This window comes from Streptomyces sp. NBC_01428 (genome assembly GCF_036231965.1).
GTDB lineage: Bacteria > Actinomycetota > Actinomycetes > Streptomycetales > Streptomycetaceae > Streptomyces.
Genome location: NZ_CP109499.1, coordinates 2,938,081 through 2,955,754 on the forward strand (window position 1 = coordinate 2,938,081; position 17,674 = coordinate 2,955,754).

General features: G+C 71.6%; 10 protein-coding genes. 2 read left to right on the plus strand and 8 right to left on the minus strand.

The genetic code is table 11. The annotated features are described in order from the left end of the window. Positions 1–80: 80 nt before the first annotated feature. The 5 genes from ffh to nsdA all read right to left on the minus strand — a co-directional run bounded on the left by ffh (position 81) and on the right by nsdA (position 8,265). Positions 81–1,634, minus strand: a complete 1,554-nt coding sequence (ffh, locus tag OG406_RS12590; RefSeq protein WP_081219654.1) for a signal recognition particle protein — start codon at positions 1,632–1,634, stop codon at positions 81–83. Positions 1,635–2,186: 552 nt separating this feature from the next. Continuing rightward, positions 2,187–4,643 carry a [protein-PII] uridylyltransferase gene (locus OG406_RS12595; protein ID WP_327408848.1) on the minus strand — a complete coding sequence of 819 codons (2,457 nt, stop codon included), beginning with the start codon at positions 4,641–4,643 and terminating at the stop codon, positions 2,187–2,189. Positions 4,644–4,698: 55 nt separating this feature from the next. After that, complete coding sequence (locus tag OG406_RS12600) at positions 4,699–5,037, minus strand: P-II family nitrogen regulator (protein ID WP_081219652.1); 339 nt, start codon at positions 5,035–5,037, stop codon at positions 4,699–4,701. After that, a complete protein-coding gene (locus tag OG406_RS12605; RefSeq protein WP_164374917.1) occupies positions 5,034–6,374 on the minus strand; it encodes an ammonium transporter in 1,341 nt (446 codons plus the stop codon). The genes OG406_RS12600 and OG406_RS12605 overlap by 4 nt, the downstream gene beginning before the upstream one ends. Before the next feature lie 415 nt (positions 6,375–6,789). After that, positions 6,790–8,265 carry a transcriptional repressor NsdA gene (nsdA, locus tag OG406_RS12610; protein ID WP_266616904.1) on the minus strand — a complete coding sequence of 492 codons (1,476 nt, stop codon included), beginning with the start codon at positions 8,263–8,265 and terminating at the stop codon, positions 6,790–6,792. 445 nt (positions 8,266–8,710) lie between these two features. Between nsdA and OG406_RS12615 the strand changes: the two genes are divergently transcribed. Further along, complete coding sequence (locus tag OG406_RS12615; protein WP_329185766.1) at positions 8,711–9,373, plus strand: bifunctional DNA primase/polymerase; 663 nt, start codon at positions 8,711–8,713, stop codon at positions 9,371–9,373. 145 nt (positions 9,374–9,518) lie between these two features. On the opposite strand, the gene ftsY is transcribed toward OG406_RS12615, so the two are convergent. Beyond that, a complete protein-coding gene (gene ftsY / locus OG406_RS12620; protein ID WP_164374920.1) occupies positions 9,519–10,721 on the minus strand; it encodes a signal recognition particle-docking protein FtsY in 1,203 nt (400 codons plus the stop codon). A gap of 203 nt (positions 10,722–10,924) precedes the next feature. On the opposite strand from ftsY, the gene OG406_RS12625 reads away from it, so the two are divergent. Then, the gene (locus OG406_RS12625) at positions 10,925–11,893 is read left to right on the plus strand and encodes an LLM class flavin-dependent oxidoreductase (RefSeq protein ID WP_164374921.1); all 969 of its coding nucleotides are present in this window, start codon (positions 10,925–10,927) and stop codon (positions 11,891–11,893) included. A 131-nt stretch (positions 11,894–12,024) separates the two neighbouring features. Here the strand turns inward: OG406_RS12625 and OG406_RS12630 are convergent, their stop codons facing one another. Together OG406_RS12630 and smc are read right to left on the minus strand one after the other, a co-directional pair. Beyond that, positions 12,025–13,443, minus strand: a complete 1,419-nt coding sequence (locus tag OG406_RS12630; RefSeq protein WP_164374922.1) for a sugar porter family MFS transporter — start codon at positions 13,441–13,443, stop codon at positions 12,025–12,027. A 468-nt stretch (positions 13,444–13,911) separates the two neighbouring features. Then, positions 13,912–17,487 carry a chromosome segregation protein SMC gene (gene smc, locus OG406_RS12635; RefSeq protein WP_267048642.1) on the minus strand — a complete coding sequence of 1,192 codons (3,576 nt, stop codon included), beginning with the start codon at positions 17,485–17,487 and terminating at the stop codon, positions 13,912–13,914. Between the last annotated feature and the right edge of the window lie 187 nt (positions 17,488–17,674).

Genomic DNA, 17,674 nt, shown 5'->3' on the forward strand with positions numbered 1-17,674 from the left:
CGGGTACGCCGCTGGGGGCGCCCCTCGGAGAGGGACGCCCCCAGGGGGTGTCGTGCGAGCGGGTCCGCGCGGGGCGGACGTCAGCCCATGAACTTCTTGAACTCGTCCGGCAGCTCGAAGTCCTCCTGGGCACCCTGCTGCGGGAGGCCGAAGGCATTGCCCCCCTGGGCGCCGGCCTCGCGGCGGGCGGCCTCCTCTTCCTCCTGCAGCTTGCGCTTCATCGGGTTGCCGGAGCGCTGCTTGCCCTTGGCCTGCTTCTGCTTCTTCTTGGTGCGGCCGGGGCCGCCACCCATGCCCGGCATCCCCGGCATGCCCGGCATACCGCCGCCCTGGGCCATGCGGGACATCATCTTGCGGGCCTCGAAGAACCGCTCGACCAGGCCCTTGACCGCGCTGACCTCGACACCGGAACCCTTGGCGATACGGGCGCGGCGCGAGCCGTTGATGATCGTCGGCTCCTGGCGCTCGGCCGGGGTCATCGACTTGATGATGGCGGCCGTGCGGTCGACGTCGCGCTCGTCGAGGTTGTTGATCTGGTCCTTGATCTGGCCCATGCCGGGGAGCATGCCGAGCAGCTTGCTGATGCTGCCCATCTTCCGGACCTGCTCCATCTGGGCCAGGAAGTCGTCCAGGGTGAAGTCCTGGCCCTTCTTGGACGCCAGCTTGGAGGCCATCTTCTCGGCCTCTTCTTGGCTGAACGTCTTCTCCGCCTGCTCGATCAGGGTGAGCAGGTCACCCATGTCGAGGATGCGGGAGGCCATCCGGTCCGGGTGGAAGGCGTCGAAGTCGTCGAGCTTCTCGCCGTTCGACGCGAACATGATCGGCTTGCCGGTGACCGAGGCGATCGACAGGGCCGCACCACCGCGGGCGTCACCGTCGAGCTTGGAGAGCACCACGCCGTCGAAGCCGACGCCGTCACGGAAGGACTCGGCGGTGTTGACCGCGTCCTGGCCGATCATCGCGTCGACGACGAAGAGGATCTCGTCGGGGCTGACGGCGTCGCGGATGTCCGCGGCCTGCTGCATCAGCTCCTGGTCGATGCCGAGACGACCGGCGGTGTCCACGATCACGATGTCGTGGACCTTGGTCTTCGCGAACTCCATGGAGTCCTTGGCGACCTTGACCGGGTCGCCCACGCCGTTGCCCGGCTCGGGGGCGTACACGGCGACGCCCGCGCGCTCGGCGACCACGCTGAGCTGGTTCACCGCGTTCGGGCGCTGGAGGTCTGCGGCGACGAGGAGCGGGGAGTGCCCCTGGTCCTTGAGCCACTTGCCGAGCTTTCCGGCGAGGGTGGTCTTACCGGCGCCCTGGAGACCCGCGAGCATGATCACGGTGGGCGGGTTCTTGGCGAACCGCAGGCGGCGGGTCTCGCCGCCCAGGATCGTGACGAGCTCGTCGTTCACGATCTTCAGGACCTGCTGGGCCGGGTTCAGCGCCTTGGAGACCTCGGCACCGAGCGCGCGCTCCTTGACGTTCTTGATGAAGGTCCGCACGACCGGGAGGGCCACGTCGGCTTCGAGGAGCGCGATACGGATCTCGCGTGCGGTGGCGTCGATGTCGGCTTCGGACAGTCGGCCCTTGCCCCGCAGGTTCTTGAACGTCGCTGAGAGGCGATCGGAGAGAGTATCGAACACGGCGCTCGTCGGTCCTCAGGGGTCGGGGGCGAAGGGAATCGCCCTCCAGGGTATCTGGCCGCGTGCGGTGGGGTCTCCACCGCGTTCATACGAGAGACCTACGGCACCTCGTACCGGGGGTACGCGGCGGCCGGACGGCACCTCGTAACGGAGCTACGAGGGCGGGGTCCCCGTCACCCCCCACCGGGGATGCGGGACATCCGGCGGGCACGGCGCGGCACCCTGCCGCCGCTCGCACAGGTCGGTCGGAACCCGGGGGCCCCGCCCCTCGTACCCCGGGTGTACGGGACACCCGGCGCCTCACCGGAGCGACGCTCGGCCCCCGGCGCCGGGCGGGGGCGGCACTCTGTACCGGGGTGTGCCGGATCTCGGCGCCCGGCGCCCGGCGAGACCAGTGCCCGGCGGTCGGGCGTGGCAGCGCCGGTGCCCGGAGCCCGGGCGAACGGCGCGGCGGAACGCAGGACCACCCCTCCTCCGGTCCCCCGGACCGGGTGCACAACCGGGGACCGGTCGCCGGCGAGAACCCCAGCCGACGGAGGGCGGCCCGTCCGCTCACTCCCGCAGCGCCTCCTCCAGGGCGCGCGCCACCGACACCGCCTCCTCCGACGGCAGGGGCGCGCCCTGGGTACCGGTCACGTAGAAGGCGTCCACGGCGTTCGCGCCGAGCGTGGAGACGTGCATGCTCCGCACCCGGACGTGCGCCTTCTCCAGGGCCCGCCCGATGCGGTGCAGGAGCCCGGGGGCGTCGTGGGCGCGGACCTCGATGACGGTCGCGTGCCGTGAGGCGGCGGGGGCGACCGTCACGCGCGCGGGCGGGGCGACCGTGCCGCGGCGGCGCGGGTAGGCGGCGTCGCGCTCGGCGAGCCGCCCGGCGATGTCGAGGGAGCCGTCCAGGGCGCGGACGAGGTCGGCGCGCAGCCGGGCGGCCTGCGGCAGGGAGCCGTACTCGGCGGCGACCCGCCAGTTGAGCAGCAGGACCGATCCCGCGACCTCGTCGGGCAGGTCCAGGGCGCGCAGTTCGGCGGTGCGCACGGTCAGCCGGTGCATGGCGAGGACGCCGGCGACCGCAGGGAGCACGCCGGGCTGGTCGGGGACGGCGATGAGCAGCTCGACGCCGAGCGGCTCGGGGTCGTCCGGCACGCCCTCGGTCTCGGGGTCGACCGGCTCGGTCTGGGCGCGCAGCGCGAGGACGGGTCCGCCGGTGCGGAAGGCCTCGATCGCGAGCCGTTCCTGTTCGGCCGTGGGCGCTGCGGCCTCGGGCTCCTCGGGGGCGTCACCGGCGAGCACGGCCGCGACCCGCTTGACCAGGTCGGCGACGAGGGAACCGCGCCAGGAGGACCACGCGGCGGGGCCGGTGGCCAGCGCGTCCGACTCGGTGAGCGCGTGGAGCAGTTCGAGGGTGCCCTGGGATCCGACGGCCTCGGCGACCGAGCGGACGGTGGCGGGGTCCTCCAGGTCACGACGGGTCGCGGTGTCGATCAGCAGCAGGTGGTGGCGTACGAGGGTGGCGAGCACGGCGACGTCCGCGCGGTCGAAGCCGATGCGGGTGGCCACGTCTCGGGCGATGATCTCGCCGGCCACGGAGTGGTCGCCGGGCCAGCCCTTGCCGATGTCGTGCAGCAGGGCGGCCACGAGGAGCAGGTCGGGGCGGCCGACGCGGCGGGTCAGTTCGGAGGCGCGGACGGCGGTCTCGATGAGGTGGCGGTCGACGGTCCAGATGTGGACGGCGTTGCGCTGGGGCCGGCAGCGGACCCGCTCCCAGTCGGGCAGCAGCCGGGTGATCAGGCCTTCGGCCTCCAGCGCCTCCCAGACCTCGACGGTCGGGCGGCCCGAGCCGAGCAGGGTGACGAGCTGCTCGCGCGCCTCGGCGGGCCAGGGCGAGGGCAGCGGGCGCGCCGCGGCTGCCATGCGCCGGACGGCGTGCAGGGACAGCGGGAGACCGGCCTGGGCGGCAGCGGCGGCGGCACGCAGGGGAAGGACCGGGTCGCGCTCGGGCCGGGCGGCCCGTGCGAGCACGACCTCGCCGTCCATCTCGACCACGCCCTCGGCGAGCGGTGAGCGTTCGGCGGCGGGCTTGGGGCCGCCGCCCAGCATGGCGCGCAGCCGGGGCCGCACGGCACGGGACCGCAGCACGCGCCCCACCTCGCGCCAGGTGACGTCACTGGCGTACGAGACGACGCGGGCGGCCTCGTACACCTGGCGGAGCAGGGTGTCGGCGTCGAGGAGGCCGAGCTCGGCGGCCACCTGGTCCTGCTCCTGGAGGGCGAGGCGGTCGGTGGCGCGGCCGGTGGTGAGGTGCAGGGCGTCCCGGACGTCGAGGAGCCGGCGGCGGGCTTCGGAGAGTCCCTCGCGGGGCGCGTCGGCGAGCCAGGAGGCGGCGACGGCGCGCAGCGCGGTGGCGTCGCGGAGTCCGCCGCGCGCTTCCTTGAGGTCCGGTTCGAGGAGGTACTGCAGCTCGCCCTGGCGTTCGGCGCGCTCGGCGCACAGTTCCTGGAGCTCGGGGAGGCGCTTGGGTGCCTGGTTGCGCCAGTCGGCGAGGATCGCCGTGCGCAGTCCGGCGGTGAGGCCGAGGTCTCCGGCGAGGTGGCGGGCGTCGAGGAGGCCGAGCTGGACCTTGAGGTCCTCGCCCGCGGTCTTGCGGGCCTCGGCCGGGGTGCGGACGGAGTGGTCGAGGGCGAGGCCGAGGTCCCAGACGGGGTACCAGATGCGGTCGGCGAGGGCGGCGACCCCGCCGGAGTCCCCGCCGTCGTGCAGGAGCAGCAGGTCGAGGTCGCTGCGCGGGGAGAGCTCGCCGCGGCCGTAGCCGCCGACGGCGACGAGGGAGACCCCGCGCATGCCCTCGGCCCCGGCGGTGAACAGGCCGGTCAGCCAGTCGTCCGTGAGTTCGGCGAGGGCCGCACGGCGCGGCGGCCCGGACCGCGCCCCCTCCTGGAGGAGACGCAGCCGGGCCGCCGCGTAGCCGCTGGGTCCCGAGTCCTCTGCTTCCGTACGTGTGTCGGTACTCGTCACCCAGCGACTCCTGTCTTTCTTCTTCCTTCGTGCAGGCCGGTCGGAGTGCGACCGGTCAGAGCGCGTCCGGGCCGCGCTCCCCGGTCCGGACCCGGACCGCCGACTCGACCGGAACGGACCAGACCTTGCCGTCACCGATCTTGCCGGTGCGGGCCGCCTTCACCACGACGTCGATGAGCTGTTCGGCGTCGTCGTCCTCGGCCAGCACCTCGATACGGATCTTGGGCACGAGGTCCACGGTGTACTCGGCACCGCGGTAGACCTCGGTGTGTCCCCGCTGCCGACCGTAGCCGCTCGCTTCGGTGACCGTCAGTCCGTGAACCCCGAAGGCCTGCAGGGCCTCCTTGATCTCGTCGAGCCGGTGAGGCTTCACGACGGCGGTGATGAGCTTCATGCGTCCACCTTCTTGGCGTCCGTGTCGGCCGTGGCCGGCGCGGAGGTCCGGGCAGCGGAGCCGCCGCCGGCACCGCTGAAGTCGTATGCGGTCTCGGCGTGCTCGGCCTGGTCGATGCCGGTGATCTCCTCGTCCTCGGTGACCCGCATACCGATGGTCTTGTCGATGAGGAAGGCGAGGATGGCGGAGGCGACGAGGGAGTAGCCGAGGACGGCGAAGACGCCGGCGCACTGCTTCCAGAACTGGGTGAGCCCGCCGCCGTAGAAGAGACCCTCGACCGTGGACTGGCCGTGGCCGCTGGCGAAGAAGCCGATGAGCAGGGAGCCGATGACACCGCCGACGAGGTGGACGCCGACGACGTCGAGCGAGTCGTCGTAGCCGAACCGGTACTTCAGGCCCACGGCCATGGCGCACAGGACACCGGCGATGGCGCCGACCGCGATGGCGCCGAGCGGGGAGACCGCACCGCCGGACGGGGTGATGGCGACCAGACCGGCGACCGCGCCGGAGGCGGCGCCCAGCGTGGTGAACGCGCCGTGCCGGATCTTCTCGTAGATGAGCCAGGCGAGCATGGCGGCGGCGGTGGCGACCTGCGTGTTGACGAACATCAGCGCGCCGACGCCGTCGTCGTTGCCGAGCCAGGAGCCGGCGTTGAACCCGAACCAGCCGAACCACAGCAGGCCGGAGCCGAGCATCACCAGCGGGAGGCTGTGCGGGCGCATCGGGTCCTTCTTGAACCCGACGCGCTTGCCGATGACGAGGATCACGCCGAGCGCCGCGGCACCCGCGTTGATGTGGACCGCCGTACCACCGGCGAAGTCGATCACGCCGAGGTCGAAGGCCCAGCCGCCGGTGCCCCAGACCCAGTGGGCGACCGGGAAGTACACGACCGTCGCCCACAGGGCGATGAACAGGGACCACGCGGTGAACTTGACGCGGTCGGCGAGCGCGCCGCTTATCAGCGCGGGCGTGATGATCGCGAACATGAGCTGGAAGACCATGAAGACGAAGACCGGGATGGTGTAGCCCGGCCACAGCTCCGTCAGGCCGATGTTGCTGAGGCCGACCCAGTCGGAGGTCCAGCCGATGAACGACCCCTTGTCCGTGCCGAAGGCGAGGGAGAAGCCGTACAGCACCCACAGGATGGTGACGATCCCCATGCTGATGAAGCTCATCATCAGCATGTTGAGGGTGCTCTTGACGCGGACCATGCCTCCGTAGAAGAAGGCGAGGCCGGGCGTCATGATCAGCACCAGGGCGGAACAGATGAGCATGAACCCTGTGTTGGCTGCAGACAGCTTTGGCGCCTCTGCGGCAAGGGTGATGGCTGGTGCCATCGGCGTCTCCTCGTCGTTGGTACGGCCCCGTGCGGGCGAAGCCTGAGTGGGCGTGAGGGGTGGGCCGGTTATGCGCCATGAGATTGGCGCAGCGCGGTTTCCGTCGACGGCCCTCGATGTTTCGCACCAGTGACGAAGGCACTCCGCGTGTTACGCGTTCATGAACTGCCGGATTGTGTTCGCGTCGATCGTTATCGTGACGCAATCTTCGGCGGTGGCGGTCGCGACCCGCTGTGGAGGCGCCCACGGGGCTCCCGGCGGGGTCCGCGGGACGGTGCGCCGGACGGGCCGGGCGGAACGCGGGACCGGCCACGGCGGGCCGTCCGATGACCTGGCATGGGGGAGCCGAGTCGGGCGTTTCGGGACGGCCGGCCATGGCCGGGGCACGGGGTGGGGCCGCCTCGGCGGCCCGGGGTCAGACCGCCTCTGCGGTCTCGGGCAGGTCGACGGCCAGCTGGGCGGTGAGGTCGATGACCTCGGCCAGCTCCCCGAAGTCACGGACCGCGGTGTCGACCGTCTTTCGGATACGAGTGTTGACGCGCTCGGAGCGGACCTTCTTGCCGATCCTGAGGGCTTCCAGCGCCAGCTCCGCACTCCGCTCGGGCTCCCGCTGGAGCAGGTGCACGGTGGCCATGCCGATGAGGTTGAGTGCGTACGAACGCTGGTGCTCGGGGTCCTTGCCGAAACGGTCGACCGCCTCCTGCATCAGCGGCTCGGCCATGGAGGCGTACGTGGGGCTGCGGCCCGCGACGTAGGCGAGGTCACGGTAGGAGTGCGAGTTCTCGCCGTACAGCTCGGCCTTGGAGAAGAAGCGGATCCAGTCGGGATCCGGGTCGTCCCACTCGTGCACGTCGGAGAAGGTGTCCTCGGCCATCCGCACGGCCCGCTTGCACTTGCCGGGCTGGCCCATGTTGGCGTACGCGCGGGCCTCCATCGCATACAGCATCGACTGGGTGCGCGGGCTCGCGCAGTCGCGGCTGCCGTACTGCGCGAGGTGGATCAGCTCCAACGCGTCGTCGGGCCGCCCCAGATGGATCATCTGGCGGCTCATGCTGGAGAGGATGTACGAGCCGAGGGGCTTGTCGCCCGCTTCCTTCGAGGCGTGCAGGGCGAGCACGAAGTACTTCTGGGCGGTGGGCTGGAGGCCCACGTCGTAGCTCATCCAGCCCGCCAGTTCGGCGAGTTCGGCGGCGACCTTGAACAGGCGCTTGGTGGTGGCGGCGGGCTGCGGCTCCTGCAACAGGTCCGTCACCTCGTGGAGCTGGCCGACGACGGCCTTGCGGCGCAGGCCGCCGCCGCACTGGGCGTCCCACTGACGGAACATCACCGTGGTGGACTCCAGGAGGTCCAGCTCCGGCTTGGAGAGCCGGCCGCCGCGACGGGCCGAGGCCGGCGGCTCGGGCTCCTCCTGCTGGGCCAGCGACGTGGGCACGAGCCAGCGCTGCATGGGCTCGATCAGGGCCGGACCGGCGGCGAGGGCGAGCGAGCTGCCGAGGAAGCCACGGCGCGCCAGCATCAGGTCGCTGCGCGAGTATTCGCTGATCTGCGCGACGGTCTGCGGGCCCGTCCAGGGCAGGTCGACCCCCGACACGGACGGCGCCTGGTGGGCGGCGCGCAGACCGAGGTCCTCGACGGCGACGACACAGCCGAACCGCTCGGAGAACAGCTCGGACAGGATGCGCGGGATCGGCTCGCGCGGGTTCTCCCCGTCCAGCCAGCGGCGCACCCGCGAGGTGTCCGTGGAGATGTGATTGGCACCCAACTGGCGTGCCCGGCGGTTCACTTGACGCGCCAGCTCACCCTTGGACCAGCCACTGCGCACGAACCACGAGCCGAGCAGCTCGTTGGGGCGCTTCTCAGCGTTCGTCCCGCCTCCGCCGTTGCCGCCCACTGGAACGCCCCCATCCCTGAACCAACTTGTCGCCGCTGTGCGCCAAGCCCTATCAGAATGCCGGTAAATACGGCCGCCCGTCCGCCAGTTCTCACCCTTCGAACGGGAAGCCGACTTGCCCTTGGCATACCCACGAGTGCGACGTCCCCAGGTCTCGTGCACACAAAGTAATCCTACGATCACCCCTCCAGCCATGGCGATCCGTGAAACGCCACCATTCGCCACCCCTTCGAATGAACTCTGTGCGCGCTGATCGCGATTCACTTGACACAGCATCACCGGGGATGGGCGGAACGGTGTACGCCGGGGCGCACGCAGTCGATCGCACCACCCGGTGCGCAACAGAGCGCCGCCTGGACCCCGCGGCAGCGGGCAGCTGGAAGCAGAGCGTGACAGTCCGGCTCCGTCACGTAACCACTGGTGCGTCGGACCCGTTGGAGGGGGCATGGGCTTCACGATCGGCAGCAGTCGGACGATGCGCGACATCCGGACCGGGACACGACGCCGCGGCCGCTCGTCGGAGTGCACCGCCGTCGCCGAGTACACCGGACTGTGGGGCTGGGACGTGGTCCCGGGCGCCCGGGCCGCGGCGGGCGCGTGCTCGTGCGGCAGGACCGACTGCACGGCGCCCGGAGCGCACCCCCTGGACTTCGCTCCGACGATCCGGGCCGGCGCCACGCTCGACGAGGCGACCGGCACCTGGACCGGGTTCCCGGGCGCCGCGGTGATGCTCCCGGTCGGCCGCGCGTTCGACGTGATCGAGGTGGCGGAGGCCGCCGGGCGCCGCGCGCTCGTCCGCCTGGAGCGGATGGGTCTCCCGCTCGGCCCGGTCGCGGCCACGCCGGACGGCCGCGCCCACTTCTTCGTCTCCCCCGGCTCCGCCGCCGAACTCCCCCGCCTGCTGTACCGGATGGGCTGGGACGACGCCTCCCTCGACCTGCACGGCCTCGGTCGTGGCACGTTCGTCACCGCCCCGCCCTCCGACCGGGCCGGTCTCGGCCCGGTCCGCTGGCTGCGCGCCCCCGCGCTCGACTCGGCGACGAACCCGCCCCAGGCCCGCCTGCTGCTGGGCACGCTGGCCTACGTGGCGCACCGGTCGCGGGTCTGAACGACCCGGGACCGCCCTCTCACCCCGCCCCCTGCCGCACGGCGAACGGCGACGACAGCACCACCCGTACGACGAAGCGCCCGTCCCCCGAGTACGTCTCGGGAGGCGGGCGCTTCTTCGGGCACCTACGCGTTCGCGCGGGTGGTCACTCTCCGATAAGGGCGTCAACGAACGCCTCCGGCTCGAACGGCGCCAGGTCGTCCGCGCCCTCGCCGAGCCCCACCAGCTTCACGGGCACGCCCAGCTCACGCTGGACCGCGATGACGATGCCGCCCTTCGCCGTGCCGTCGAGCTTGGTCAGCACGATGCCGGTGATGTCGACGACCTCGGCGAACACGCGCGCCTGGATGAGACCGTTCTGCCCGGTGGTGGCGTCGAGGACGAGGAGCACCTCGTCGAGCGGGGCGTGCTTCTCGACGACGCGCTTGACCTTGCCCAGCTCGTCCATCAGACCGGTCTTGGTGTGCAGCCGGCCCGCGGTGTCGATGAGGACGACGTCCGCGCCCTCCTCGATGCCCTCCTTGACCGCGTCGAACGCGATCGAGGCGGGGTCGCCGCCCTCGGGGCCGCGCACGGTGCGGGCGCCGACGCGCTCGCCCCACGTCTGGAGCTGATCGGCGGCGGCGGCACGGAAGGTGTCGGCGGCCCCCAGCACGACGTTCTTGCCGTCGGCGACGAGTACGCGCGCGAGCTTGCCGGTGGTGGTGGTCTTGCCGGTGCCGTTGACACCGACGACCATCACGATGCCGGGGGTGTCCAGGTTCGAGTCGGTCTTGACCTCGCGGTCGAACTCCGGGACGAGCAGCTGGAGCAGCTCCTCGCGCAGCAGGCCGCGCAGTTCGTCCGGGGTGCGCGTGCCGAGCACCTTGACGCGCTCGCGCAGCCGGTCGACCAGTTCCTGGGTGGGCTGCACGCCGACGTCGGCGGTCAGCAGCGTGTCCTCGATCTCCTCCCAGGTGTCCTCGTCGAGGTGCTCGCGCGAGAGCAGCGTGAGCAGCCCCTTGCCGAGCGCGTTCTGCGAGCGGGAGAGCCGGCCGCGCAGGCGCACCAGGCGGCCGGCGGTGGGTTCCGGGATCTCGATCGCGGGGGCGGTCGGAGGCTCCTCCACGACGACCGGCGCATCGGCCGAGCGGTCGGGGAGATCCACTTCCTCTATCGTGCGGCGCGACTCGTCGCGCGGCGTCTCGGCCTCGTCGCCGACGTGCGGTTCGGCCGGCGGGGCGGTGATGTCGGGGGCGGACGGGGGCGGCGGGGGCAGCTGCTTGCGCTTGCGGCTGCCGACGACGAGCCCACCGAGCGCGCCGATCACGACCACGGCGATGACTACAGCAAGGATGACGGTTTCCATAACGTCCCCCAGTATCAGCCATCGCCCGCGCGGGAGGGATTTTCCCCCGCGCAGAGGAACTCTTGTAGTTTCGTACGAGGATCGGGGGCGGGGTGGCGGACGGGAGCCGCACCTCGCCCGTGCCGGATTCCGGGTTCCGCCGCTATGGCCACCTGACGCACCGTCAGCTACCGTCCCCCACCACACACGAAGGGGGGCTCCCCATGCCCGTAACGGTCGTGCGCTTCAATCTCGTCGAACCCGGCGCCACCCCCGCCTCGCTGAGTGCCCGCTACAAGGCGGCCGTCGAGATGGCCCGGTACGCCGACGACCGCGGGATCACCACGGTGCAGACGGAGGAGCATCACGGTGTCGCCAACAACTGGCTGCCCTCGCCGTTCGCGTTCGCGGGCGCCGTCTTCGGGGCGACCCGGAACGTCGCGGTCACGGTGTCCGCGGTCATCGGTCCGCTGCACGACCCGCTGCGTCTGGCCGAGGACATCGCCGTGCTGGACCTGCTCAGCGGCGGCCGTCTGGTGACCGTGGCCGGCATCGGCTACCGGCCCGAGGAGTACGCGCTCTTCGACGTCGACTGGAAGCAGCGCGGCAGGCTCCAGGACGAGCTGCTGGAGACGGTGCTCAAGGCGTGGACCGGCGAGGAGTTCCGTTACCGGGGCCGGACGGTACGGGTCACCCCGCGCCCGTTCTCGGATCCGCATCCGCTGCTGCTCGTCGGGGGCTCCTCCCGGGCGGCGGCCCGGCGCGCCGCCCGGCTCGGGCTGCCGTTCTTCCCGAGCGCGCACCTGCCCGAGCTGGAGGCGTACTACAAGGAGCGGCTCGTCGAGTACGGCACCGAGGGCTGGACGATGATGCCCGCCGCCGAGACGCCGCTGCTGCACATCGCCGAGGACCCGGACCGCGCCTGGGCCGAGTACGGCACGCACTTCCTGCACGAGGCACGGACGTACGCCTCCTGGCAGTCCGGTGAGATCCGTTCGGCGGTGAAGTCGGCGGCCACGACGGTCGGGGAGCTGCGCGCCGAGGGCGTCTACCGCGTCCTGACGCCCGAGCAGTGCGTGGCGCTGGGCCTCGACAACCTCGTCCTGCACCCGCTGGCCGGCGGGATGCCGCTGGACGAGGGCTGGCGCAGTCTCCAGCTGTTCTGCGAAAACGTAGTGCCCCGGCTCGACTGACCTTTCGGTCCGAACCGGGGCGGTACGTCTCTCACGAGTACGGGGAGAGGGGCAGCGGGGACTTGGCCCTTCTCCCCGAGCTTCGGGGAGCCACCGGGGCCCGCGCTGGGCCGCCGGTGACGCGGATGGGGCTAGCCCATCTCCTCCAGGGTCTTGCCCTTCGTCTCCTTGACGAACTTGAGCACGAAGGGGATGGAGAGCACGGCGAACACCGTGTAGATGATGTAGGTCCCCGAGAGGTTCCAGTCGGCCAGCGACGGGAAGCTCGCGGTGATGGCCCAGTTGGCGATCCACTGCGCGGAGGCGGCGACACCGAGGGCGGCGGCGCGGATCCGGTTCGGGAACATCTCGCCGAGGAAGACCCAGACCACGACACCCCAGGAGAGGGCGAAGAAGAGGACGAAGACGTGGGCGGCGATCAGGGCGACCCAGCCCTGGGTGGCGGGCAGTTTTCCGTCGACCAGGTCGTAGGAGAAGGCCCAGGCCTCCAGGCCGAGACCGATCGCCATACCCACCGAGCCGATGAGGGCGAGCGGCTTACGGCCGATGCGGTCCACGAAGATCATGGCGATCACGGTGCCGACGATGTTGATGATCGACGTCGTGAACGAGTAGAAGAACGAGTCCGTCGGGTCGACGCCGACCGACTGCCACAGCGTCGCGGAGTAGTAGAACGCGATGTTGATGCCGACGAACTGCTGGAAGACCGAGAGGCCGATACCGACCCAGACGATCGGCTTGAAGAAGACGGTGCCGCCGAGCAGGTCCTTGAAGCTCGACTTGTGCTCGCGCTTCATCGCGTGCTCGATCTCGGCGACGCGGGCGTCCAGGTCGACGTGGTCGCCCTCGACCTCCTTGAGCACCTCGCGGGCCCGGTCCTTGCGGCCGACCTCGAGCAGGAAGCGCGGGGACTCGGGGATGGCGAAGGAGAGCAGGCCGTAGAGGACCGCCGGGATGACCATGACGCCGAGCATGACCTGCCAGGCTTCCAGACCCATCAGCTTGCCGCGCTGGTCGCCGTCGGCGGCCTGCAGGATGCCGTAGTTGACGAGCTGCGAGATCGCGATGCCGACGACGATCGCGGCCTGCTGGAAGGAACCGAGCCGGCCGCGGTACGCCGCCGGGGAGACCTCGGCGATGTAGGCGGGGCCGATGACGGAGGCCATGCCGATGGCGAATCCGCCGATGATGCGCCAGAAGGCGAGGTCCCACAGCGCGAAGGGCAGAGCCGAGCCGACGGCGCTGATGGTGAACAGGACCGCGGAGATCTGCATGCAGCGGATGCGGCCGATGCGGTCGGCGATGCGGCCGGCGGTCGCGGCGCCGATGGCACAGCCGATCAGCGCGATGGCGATGACCTGGGCCAGGGCCGCGGAGCCGATGTCGTAACGGCTTCGGATGGCCTCGACGGTGCCGTTGATGACGGCGCTGTCGTACCCGAACAGGAAACCGCCCATCGCGGCGGCGGCCGCGATGAAGATGACGTGCCCGAGATGTTCGGGATGAGCCGACTTGGCTGCCGGTGGGGGTGCCTGCTCTGCGCTGGTCACGTAAAACTCCTCGGGCCACCGGCCTCGCTGCCGGGGGTGGGGGGCGAAACCCTTCGATGGTGGTATCAGTGGCGCACACCTTCACGCCGCCCACCACCTGAAGGTAAAAGCAACGTTGCAGAGACTATGCCTTCAAGTTTCGAAGTCAATACTCGGGATGCTGTGAATCTGTGCGCTCAAACAGGTGCCGCTGTGTTCAAGACTTGAACAGTTGACCCTCGTACGGCTCAACACAAGGCCTTCTGCCCCCGAAGCCTCGGCAGTAACTCCGTGAGTGGTACACGAATGTGACACTCGGAACACACGCGACGGCGAGCGGTGCGGGCACGGGGGCTCGGCCGGTCCACGGGTGCCCTCTGGACCGGCGACGGCCGCTCGGCGAAAGCGGGTCCCGGTACGCCGACCGGGTGGACGGACGTCCCTCCGGGCCCCGGCGACGGGTTTTCGGGCACCCCACGGGCGGGGGCGTCAGCGCAGCCGCTGGCTGATGACCTTCGAGACTCCGTCGCCCTGCATGGAGACGCCGTACAGCGCGTCGGCGACCTCCATCGTGCGCTTCTGGTGCGTGATCACGATCAGCTGCGAGGCCTCCTGCAGCTCCTGCATGATCCGGATCAGCCGCTGGAGGTTGGTGTCGTCGAGCGCCGCCTCGACCTCGTCCATCACGTAGAACGGGCTGGGACGCGCCTTGAAGATCGACACGAGCAGCGCCACGGCGGTCAGCGACCGTTCGCCGCCGGAGAGCAGGCTGAGCCGCTTGACCTTCTTGCCCGGCGGGCGGGCCTCGACGTCGACGCCCGTGGTGAGCATGTTGTCGGGGTCGGTCAGGATGAGCCGGCCGTCACCGCCGGGGAACAGCCGGCTGAAGACCCCTTCGAACTCCCGAGCGGTGTCGCGATACGCCTCGGTGAACACCTGCTCGACCCGCTCGTCGACCTCCTTGATCACCTGGAGGAGGTCGGCGCGCGTCTTCTTGAGGTCCTCCAGCTGCTCGCTGAGGAACTTGTGGCGCTCCTCCAGCGCGGCGAACTCCTCCAGGGCGAGCGGGTTGACCTTGCCGAGCTGCTGGTACGCCCGCTCGGCCGACTTGAGCCGCTTCTCCTGCTCGGCACGGTGGAACCGCCGGGGCTGGTTGCGCGGGTGCTCCGGGTCCTCGGGCAGCTCCTCGCCCTCGGCGGGCAGGGACGGCGGTACGGGCTGGTCGGGGCCGTAGTCCGCGACGAGTCCCGCCGGCTCGACGCCGAGCTCGTCCAGCGCCTTGGCCTCCAGCTGCTCCACGCGCATCCGCTTCTCGGCGCCCAGCACCTCCCCGCGGTGGACCGAGTCGGTGAGCTTGTCCAGCTCCGCCTTGAGGTCGCGGCCCTGGCTCCGCGCGGCACCGAGCTCCTGCTCGCGGAGGGCCTTGGCGGTGTCGGCGGCGGTGCGCTCCTCGTCGGCGCGGCCGAGCGAGACCTCGACGTGGGCGAGCAGCTGCCGCGCTCCCGAGGCCACGGCCTGCGCGACGGCCGCCTCGTGGCGCAGCCGCGCCCGGCGCTGCTCGGCACGCGCGCGTGCCTCGCGTTCGGCGCGGGCTGCCCGGTCGAGCGAGTCGGCCCGTCCGGCGAGGCCCTTGACCCGCTCCTCGTGGGTCCGCACCTGAAGCCTGGCTTCCATCTCGGTCTGCCGGGCGTTGGCGCCGTCCGCGGCGAGCCGGTCGCGTGCCGAGGTGTCGGGTTCCTCCTCGACGGGCATCTCCTCGGCCACGGCGAGCCGTTCGGCCAGTTCCTCCGCCTCCTCCAGGGCCCGGTCGAGGGCGTCCTGCGCGCGGGCGGCGGCCGCGGTGCTCCGCTCGGCCTCGCCCGCGGCGCCGCGCGCCTGCCCGGCCAGCCGGCCGAGCTGCTGCGCGACCGTCGACTTCTCCCGCTCGGCGGCCCGCCTCCGCTCCCCCACCTCTTCGACGAGGGCCGCGCGTTCGGTGCGCAGCTCGGTGGCGATCTGCTGTGCCTCGGTCAGCTCCTCGCAGCGCACGGCCAGCTCCTCCAGCTCGGCCGCCGCCTCGTCCACGGAGGCCTGCACCTCGAGAAGGCTGGGCGCGCCGGCGGACCCGCCGTGCGCGAAGTGCGCCCCGAGCAGGTCGCCCTCGGCGGTCACGGCGGTGAGTCCGGGCCGCGCGTAGACCAGGTCCTCGGCGTCCTCCAGGGTCCCGACGACGACGATCCCGTGCAGCAGCCGCCGCACGGCGGGCATCAGCTCGGCGGGCCCTCGCACGAGGTCGGTCGCCCACCGGCCTCCTTCGCCCGGGCTCTGCTCCGGTCCCCCGCCCCCGTGCGGCCGGTCGTCCTCGGGTGCTCCGGCGAGCAGGAGGGAGGCCCGGCCCGCGTCCTGTTTGCGCAGCAGGCGGATGGCCTCGGCGGCCGAGGCGGGCGTGCTGACGGCGATGGCGTCGGCGGCCGCGCCGAACGCGGCGGCGAGCGCGACCTCGAAACCGGGGGTGACCGACAGCAGTTCGGCGGCGGGGCCCAGCAGTCCGGTCAGCCGGTCGCGGGCGCCGAGCAGCGCTCCCGTGCCGTCCTTGCGCCGGAGCCCCAGCGCGAGTGCCTCGCGGCGGGCCTGGGTCGCGGCCCGTCGGCGTTCCGCCGCGGTGACCGCCTCGCGGGCGGCGCTCAGGCCGGCCTCGGCGTCGGCCAGCGCCCGTTTCGCCGCCTCGTGCTGGTCGGTGAGGTCGGCGTCGCCCGCGTCGAGACCCTCCACCTCGGCCTTCAGCTGCTCGTACTCCTCCTGGGCGGCGAACGCGCGCTCCTGGGCCTCGTCGCGTGCGGCGGCGAGCCGGTCGATCTCGGCCTGGGCGGACGCGGCCCGTGAACGGGCGGCGTTGACCTGACCGTTGAGGCGGGCGAGGCCCTCCCTGCGGTCGGCGATGGCCCGGGCCACGTCCTTGAGGCGGCGCTCTTCGACGGTGAGCGCGCGTTCCAGCTCCGCGCGGTGGGCGACCGTGTCCTCCAGAGCCCGTTCCGCCGCCTCCAGGGCGGCTTCGAGCTCGGCCTCCTGTTCACGGATCCGGGCGGCCTCGCGCTCCATGTCCTCGGGGTCGCGTCCACGCCGTTCCTCGGCCGGCACGGACGTGGCGCTCTTCACGCGCGCGTCGGCCAGCGAGATCGTCCCGCGCACCCGCTCGGCGAGCTGGGAGAGTTCGTACCAGCTCTGCTGGGCGCGCTGGAGGCGTGGGGTCAGCTGCCGGACCTCGTCCTCCAGGAGGGCCTCGCGCTGGAGCGCCTTCTTCAGCTCGGCCTCGGCGGACTCCTTGCGTTCCTTGAGAGCGGCCTCGTCGGCGATCTCGGACTGGAGCGCCCCGCGCAGCCGGACGAGGTCGTCGGCGAGCAGCCGCAGCCGGGCGTCGCGCAGGTCGGCCTGGATGACGGCGGCGCGACGGGCCACGGCGGCCTGCCGGCCGAGCGGCTTGAGCTGGCGGCGCAGCTCGTCCGTGAGGTCCTGGACGCGGGCCATGTTCGCCTTCATCGCGTCCAGTTTCCGCAGCGCCTTCTCCTTGCGCTTGCGGTGCTTGAGGACGCCGGCCGCCTCCTCGATGAAGGCCCGGCGGCCCATCGGGTCCGCGTGCAGGACCGAGTCGAGCTGGCCCTGGCCGACGATGACGTGCATCTCGCGGCCGATGCCGGAGTCGGACAGCAGTTCCTGGATGTCCAGCAGCCGGCAGGTGTCGCCGTTGATCTGGTACTCGCTGCCGCCGTTGCGGAACATGATCCGCGTGATGGTGACCTCGGCGTACTCGATGGGCAGGGCGCCGTCGGAGTTGTCGATGGTGAGGGAGACCTCGGCCCGGCCGAGCGGCGGACGCCCGGTGGTGCCGGCGAAGATGACGTCCTCCATCTTGCCGCCGCGCAGCGACTTGGCACCCTGCTCGCCCATGACCCAGCTGAGCGCGTCCACGACGTTGGACTTGCCCGAGCCGTTGGGGCCCACGACACAGGTGATGCCCGGCTCGAACCGCAGCGTGGTCGCCGAGGCGAACGATTTGAACCCGCGGAGGGTCAGGGCCTTGAGGTGCACGCCGCCGGACTCTACCTTTCGGTCCCGGTCTCACTCCATGAACGCGCGGTTTCACCCGTGAATGTGCAGGGCACACCACACGTTGAAGAGAGGGGACGGGGGTCCACGGGGGCGCGGGGGAAAAGAAAGAAGGGACGCCGAAGAGGCGTCCCTTGCAAATCTGACAACTCAGCGGTTGATTCGGGCT